Origin of the sequence: Limosilactobacillus mucosae, from assembly GCF_046939755.1 — a bacterium.
In the GTDB taxonomy this organism is placed as follows: Bacteria; Bacillota; Bacilli; order Lactobacillales; family Lactobacillaceae; genus Limosilactobacillus; species Limosilactobacillus mucosae_A.
Window position 1 is genome coordinate 182028 of sequence record NZ_JBKZAY010000001.1, and the last position, 6157, is coordinate 188184.

The 6157-nt window shown below is 45.5% G+C and carries 5 protein-coding genes; 2 read left to right on the forward strand and 3 right to left on the reverse strand.

Annotated features, from left to right (window positions below; genetic code table 11):
* Nucleotides 1-14 precede the first annotated feature (14 nt).
* Entirely contained in the window at nucleotides 15-893 is an 879-nt protein-coding gene (locus ACLUWI_RS00925) for an L-ribulose-5-phosphate 3-epimerase (protein WP_412145778.1), read from the reverse strand.
* Between the two features lie 413 nt (nucleotides 894-1306).
* Between ACLUWI_RS00925 and ACLUWI_RS00930 the strand changes: the two genes are divergently transcribed.
* Nucleotides 1307-2299, forward strand: a complete 993-nt coding sequence (locus ACLUWI_RS00930) for a LacI family DNA-binding transcriptional regulator (RefSeq protein ID WP_412145766.1) — start codon at nucleotides 1307-1309, stop codon at nucleotides 2297-2299.
* A gap of 33 nt (nucleotides 2300-2332) precedes the next feature.
* Here ACLUWI_RS00930 and ACLUWI_RS00935 read toward each other — a convergent pair whose 3' ends face one another.
* A complete protein-coding gene (locus ACLUWI_RS00935; RefSeq protein WP_412145767.1) occupies nucleotides 2333-3418 on the reverse strand; it encodes a phosphoesterase in 1086 nt (361 codons plus the stop codon).
* Nucleotides 3419-3643: 225 nt separating this feature from the next.
* Here ACLUWI_RS00935 and ACLUWI_RS00940 point away from each other — a divergent pair, with 225 nt between their 5' ends.
* Nucleotides 3644-4972, forward strand: coding sequence for a DUF2325 domain-containing protein (locus ACLUWI_RS00940; RefSeq protein WP_412145768.1), 1329 nt, complete (start codon nucleotides 3644-3646; stop codon nucleotides 4970-4972).
* A gap of 77 nt (nucleotides 4973-5049) precedes the next feature.
* Here ACLUWI_RS00940 and ACLUWI_RS00945 read toward each other — a convergent pair whose 3' ends face one another.
* The gene (locus ACLUWI_RS00945) at nucleotides 5050-5994 is read right to left on the reverse strand and encodes an L-lactate dehydrogenase (protein ID WP_412145769.1); all 945 of its coding nucleotides are present in this window, start codon (nucleotides 5992-5994) and stop codon (nucleotides 5050-5052) included.
* Between the last annotated feature and the right edge of the window lie 163 nt (nucleotides 5995-6157).

The window sequence follows — 6157 nt, forward strand, 5'->3', positions numbered from 1 at the left end:
GATATCCTCACTTTTTATTTAATTACTTCTTCTTGTTGAATTCCTACTTTATTAAACAAAGCATCAAAGTAAGCTTTAGCAGCTTTAATCTCTGAAATCGGATCCGCATCTTGATTATCGCCGGTCCACATCTCAATCGTGTAGCTACCGTTGTATTGAAGCCGTACCAGGGTTCTTAACAAGCCTTCAAAATCAACGCAGCCTTCACCAAACGGCACGTTTTTAAATTGTCCTTTATAGTTTGGCGTAACCGCACGCGTATCCTTTAAATGGACTGCCGCGATATTATCAATGTAGTTTTCCAGCTGCGAAGGAACGTCATTTTCAGGCCAGGCACTTAGATTGCCGAGATCCGGATAGGCCTGTAGCCAGGGACTGTGCACCTGTGTTTTACAGTGCTCGATTTTGGTCAAAGAATTGATAAAGGGATCATCCATCGTTTCAATTGAGAGCATAACCATCTTTTCAGCCGCCATGTGAACGCATTGAGCAAGATTTTCAATATATAGTTCACGTGAAAGCATTGTTTTATTTTCATAAAAAACATCATACCCGGCCATTTGAATATTATGAATTCCGAGGTCCACGGCAAGATCAATCGCTTTTTGCATCATTTCGAGCGACCGCTTGCGAACTGCCGGATCCTTTGAACCTAGCGGATAGCGACGATGCCCTGAAAGCATCAATGTGTTGATTCGACTGTGCGTTTTCCACATTGCATTGCGAAATTCTTCTCGCTGCGCAGCCGTCCAATCCAGCCGTGCCAATCGCTCATCACTCTCATCAATTGAGAATTCTAAAAAGTTAAAGCCCAACTCGTGGGTCAGATTAAACTTTTCTTCCCAAGACAGATCTTGAGGCAGAGCTTTTTCATAAATTCCCAAAGCATTAATTGTCATAAAAATGTCCCTCCCTCGAGGAATTATGTTACATTTTCATATTAATGAAAGAGATTCACTTATTCAATCAAGTTTTATGTTATTTTTGTTGTTTTTTAGTTAATTAGGCGATTTGGAACATTTTTAAATCAGCTGTTTTAACATAAAAAAGCGACTATTAACTAGCCGCTTTCTATGAATTGATTGAGATTCCACTTAATTTAAAGTATGAAACACATAAACGATTAATCAATAGTAATTTTTGTTAATTTCACTGATTATTTGTTAATTTCGCTCAAACAACGTATCAATATTATTTTTTGCTAGGTCCGCCTACCCATTCTCAGCTATTAAAGTAAGCGTTTACAGAAAGTACTTGCATGATATAATGTATATATAAATCATGCTATGAAAGAAGGCTGATTAAAATGGTCGCCAATAAACCCACTATTAAAGACGTTGCTCGTCAAGCTGGGGTTTCAATTGCGACGGTTTCACGAGTGATGGCCAAAAAAGCCAATACCTATACTCCTCAGACTGCTCAACGCGTCTGGGATGCCGCTGCCAAGCTGGGCTATCAGAAAAATAGCGCGGCGGCTGAACTGGCAACGCGCTCCAGTGACAAGATTGCCGTAATCGTCAGCAATCCGCCAACCAATTTTTCGACTGGAATCCTGGATGGCATGCAACAGACCGCCTTGGCCCATGATCGTCATATTATTATCTTTTATGCCGGCAACCATAGTCCCCAACTGCTCCATCAAGCAATTAAAGATGCTACAGCTGGTCCGCGCGCTGGTATTCTGCTAATCGGCAGCGTAATTGATCCGCAAAGTCTTAAACTGCTGCAGGACTCACAGCTGCCAGTCAGGCTGGTCTCAAACTACTCGTATGAATTGCCTCTGCAGTTTATCAGTTCTGATAATACTGAATTGGCGGTTCAAAGCGTTGAATACTTAATTAAAAAAGGCCACCGTCGCATTGGTCTTTTTGGCATTGATCATTCACATACTGGTCTCCAACGTCGCGCCGGCTATCAAAAAGCCATGTATGAACACCATCTGCCAATTGAACAGGATTGGATTCGATATGGTGACTACAGCTACGAGTCCGGCCAGACCATCATGCAGCAATGGCCAGACCTTAAACTGAGCGCGGTAGTGGCTGCCAGTGACCTGGTCGCAATGGGAATCATGCGTCAAGCCGCGCAAATGGGGATCAAGATTCCGCAAGATCTTTCTATCGTAAGCATTGATGGTACTTTTCTTTGCGAGATTACAGATCCGCAGCTGACCAGTGTTACCCAGGACTTTTATCAAATCGGCGTTAACAGCGTCTTAGACCTGCTTGGTAACGCTCCTTCCGAACTGGTGCCATTCAAGCTGGTCGAGCGCGGCAGCGTAGCAGAATTGCCAAAATAAAATCGGATTCGCCAATTGACGAACCCGATTTTTTTAGTCTTCCTTTTTGCCGAATAAGGCTGCTAGCTTTGCTGCCATGTCTGGATCGAGATTATCTGCCAGTGTGCTTTCGGTTTCTGCTTTTTCTTCTTTTTTGACGCTTGTCATCTGCTCAAGCTCATCAGCAACCGCCTGCTCACCCAAGCGAATCGGATTGATGTCCAATCGTCCACCAGCTGCATCAGCATGGCCACCACCTTGATAATAGGTTTCCGCAAATTTTGCCACGTCAATTTTGCCATTGCTGCGTAAAGAAACACTCTTAGGACTAATTACCAGCGCGGCATCTAAAGCTGGCTGCTGTGTCAGTAATTCATGCGCGATTTCCGATTTATAGTCGCTGGCATAGACGATTCCAAATTGATGACCATCTGCCGTTACCTCAACCACGTCTTTTAAGTGCGACTTCAAGTACTTAGCACGTCGATCATTTAAGGTTTGAATCAACAGGTCATTGTCTTGCCGATACGACGTCCAGCCCTTGTCAAAAACGCTTTGAACAAATTTTTCGGAATACTCAAGTGGATAAAACCAAAACAACTGATTAAAGTCATCGGCTGCTTGGCGCTCTTCTTCGCTAATGTCAGGATCATTTTGCCAATCCCACGTATCATAGGCACGAATCAGTTCCACCAGTTCCGCTAACTGCTGCTGGCGCTCTTGGCTTAACTTTTCAAAGCTCGGCAACGTTTTAAGCCAATCCCATACCAAACTGGTTGCGCTGGGATTGATTTTGGCATCAGCTGGCTTGATCGTATTGGCCGCAAACTTTTGCCGCAATGCCGCTTCAGTTTCATGGTGGTCAAAAACCAACCAGTGATTGGCAAACTGCTGATTGAGCTCCTGCATCGTATGCTCACTGTCTGGCGTCATATCCATAATCCAGACATCCGTTGTCGTGGCAGTTGCGGGACTTTTGAACCAGTAGTCCAGCTCACTGTCGATTCTGCCGGCGCCGATACTGGTCAGATCAAACTCGGCATCGGGAAACATAACGTCTTGGACCGTCTTGACCAATACTGGCGCCCCAAAGCCGTCCAGATCGTTATGCGAAAAAATTTTAATATTGCGCTTAGCCATAACTAACTTCCTTTATGATTTTGTCTTTATTATAACCGATTCAGCAGTCAAATAAGCGCTTCGCCAACAAAACCGAACCGCTTTTTGATTTCAGCATCCCTTTAGCTGAATTTGACAGCCATTGCTTAGCCATAAATCCAAATAAGTCCAGGCTTGTCAACTGACATGTCCGCTTGGCTTTGCTAAGATGGAAGCAGTCAATCTTTAGAAAAGAGGAATTTTGTTATGGTCTATGATTATCGTCATGAATTAATCGAACTTTTAAACCATACCACCGGTGATCCGGAGAGCCTGCTGCAGACTCAGCGCAGTCTTACGATCATCGTCGACCTGCTTAACCAGCTGCAGCCGGTTAAAAAGCCGACGTCCAATGAAAAACAGTCTGCTAAGTCAGGCTATCAGATTCGGCGTAACGTCACTACCCCAAAGATCTCATTAGGCCAGCTGATCAATCAGACCGCGACCCCGACGTCAAAGTCTCCAGAAAAGTCTGAAAAGCCGCGAATTAATAAGCAGCCAGAGCGGTCAACGGCTAAAGCAGCTGCCAACCAGGCTTATTTAAGAGACGTCCCCGTTAACGCTAAAAACGAAGCGCCAATTGAGACAGCAACGGCACCTGAACTGTCTGAAGTTGAACTACTCGCCCGCGACAACTGTTATCCAGTCCACCGACTGCTAAGCGGCGCGGAAATCAATCACCGTTTCTATTCGGAAAGCATTCTACACAAGCTGCCGTTTCCAATCAGTGATGGCGATATTGTGCAGCTGGACCGCCAACGCTTGATTCATGGCAAACTCCCCGCCATCAACCGCGTTACTAACGATCATCTGGCAATCAGCACCACCCCAACCAAAGTCATTGAATACGCCACTTTGGAACCAGTTGCCGGCTCAGACGTCCTGCAGATCAAAAAAACGCTCAAGGGTAATTCGATCCTGGACGAGTCACATGCCAATACCATCGTGATCGATCCTTATAAATATGCTAGCCGCAATCTCAAGCCTGGCATGATCATCGACTTTGCCTACTATGATCATGGCAATGGCATGCGTGACGCTAAGGCCGGTGAGATTCGCTGGATCCACAGCGAGCAAGAATTTGATACGACCAAAGCGCCTCGTAAGCTGCAGCAGCCAAAAAAGGTTAAAAAGACGCGCCACGAATACAGCGACAAGCTTGACTACGACTTAAATCAAAAGCGGGTCTTAGTGGTAACGGGGGCTCGGGACCGCGTTCAGGATCTTAAAGCCGTTGTTGCCAAGCACCATGGCGTCTTCTACAGTCTGGATGCCTCAATGGAAGAAAACGTCTCCAGCAGCAAGATCAAGCGGGCTGTTAAAGATGCCGATCTGGTTGTCGTCTGCATCGACCGTATCCATCATCGCATCAGTCAGCTGACCACGCACCATGCCAAGCGCAACGATCGACCATTTGCGATTGCCAGCACCACTAGCAATACTGCCGTTGAACGCGCCATTTTCCGAGCCCTCAATGGCAACAACGCCTATGAAAGCAGCGGTCAGGACATGGCAAAATACGTCAGCGCCGATTAATCAGCAACTATTTATTTTTAAAACCAAAAAGGATGCGCCAAAACCTGACGCATCCTTTTTTATTCGCTTTTATCGCTCTATTCATTGTCCAGCTTTGCGGATACATCTTCAAAACGGTCTTTGATGTATTTAGCAGAAGCGGCCAGCTTTTCCTTTTCTTCATCGGTCAGATCAAGCTGCAGCTGACGAACCAGTCCTTGCTGGCCAATGATGGCAGGGTAGCCAACATAAGTGCCGTATTCTTCGCGGAAGTTGGAGACTGGCAGTTCAGCGTGCGCATCATTTAAGACAGCCGTAACCAGACGCAGAGCCGCGGCCGCAATCCCAAAGTTGGTGTGCTTCTTACCATGGAAGACCGTGTATCCACCAGCCCGAACTTCTTCAGCCAGCTGATCCAGGTCAACGTCGTCACGATTCTTAGCCAGTTCGGTTACTGGATGACCCATAACCCGAACCTGTGACCAGGCGGAGAATTGTGAATTACCATGTTCACCCAGGTTGTAGCCGGATACTGAACGTGGATCAACGTCAAACTTTTGACCAACGACTTTCTTCATTCGTGAAGTATCCAGCAGCGTCCCCGTGCCAAATACCTGGGTCTTTGGCAGACCAGTGTACTTTTGGAACAGTGCTGCAACTACGTCACAAGGATTACTGATTGAGACCAGGACGCCATGGAACCCGACTTCTTTCAATTTAGTGCCGACTTCTTTAGCAGCCTTACTGGTAACCTTCAATTCAACAAAACGGTCATGCTTAGCATCATCATTTTGCACACCAATGCTGCCGACCGCGATTACGACGACATCGGCATCAGCCAAGGCTTGATAGTCGTTGCGCACCACCGTGGTATGAGTTGGCAGGTTGGCCGCCGCGTCTTCAAAATCGGTTGCATCCGAATTCAGCTTTAGTTCGTTGGTATCAATCAATACCAGCGTATCCGCCGTCCCAGCTATCAGCATATTGTTAGCCAGCGTTGAACCAACATTCCCTGAACCAATAACACCAACTTTTCGCGTCATAATTACGCACGACCTTTCTTTCTCATCTTTTTTTAATCTTTTAATTTATGACTAAGAATTTAACATTTTTAGATTCAAAGTCAACACATTTTCAAAAAACTAAATTAAAATAAGGCTTTAACCTTTTAAATGACCGCAAAATCGTTGCTTTAATTTAAAAAAA

Bases quoted from the DNA above. Each gene is read 5' to 3' on its own strand.
- ACLUWI_RS00935 (WP_412145767.1), bottom strand. From the start codon at position 3,418: ATGGCTAAGCGCAATATTAAAATTTTTTCGCATAACGATCTGGACGGC.
- ACLUWI_RS00945 (WP_412145769.1), bottom strand. From the start codon at position 5,994: ATGACGCGAAAAGTTGGTGTTATTGGTTCAGGGAATGTTGGTTCAACG.
- ACLUWI_RS00930 (WP_412145766.1), top strand. From the start codon at position 1,307: ATGGTCGCCAATAAACCCACTATTAAAGACGTTGCTCGTCAAGCTGGG.
- ACLUWI_RS00940 (WP_412145768.1), top strand. From the start codon at position 3,644: ATGGTCTATGATTATCGTCATGAATTAATCGAACTTTTAAACCATACC.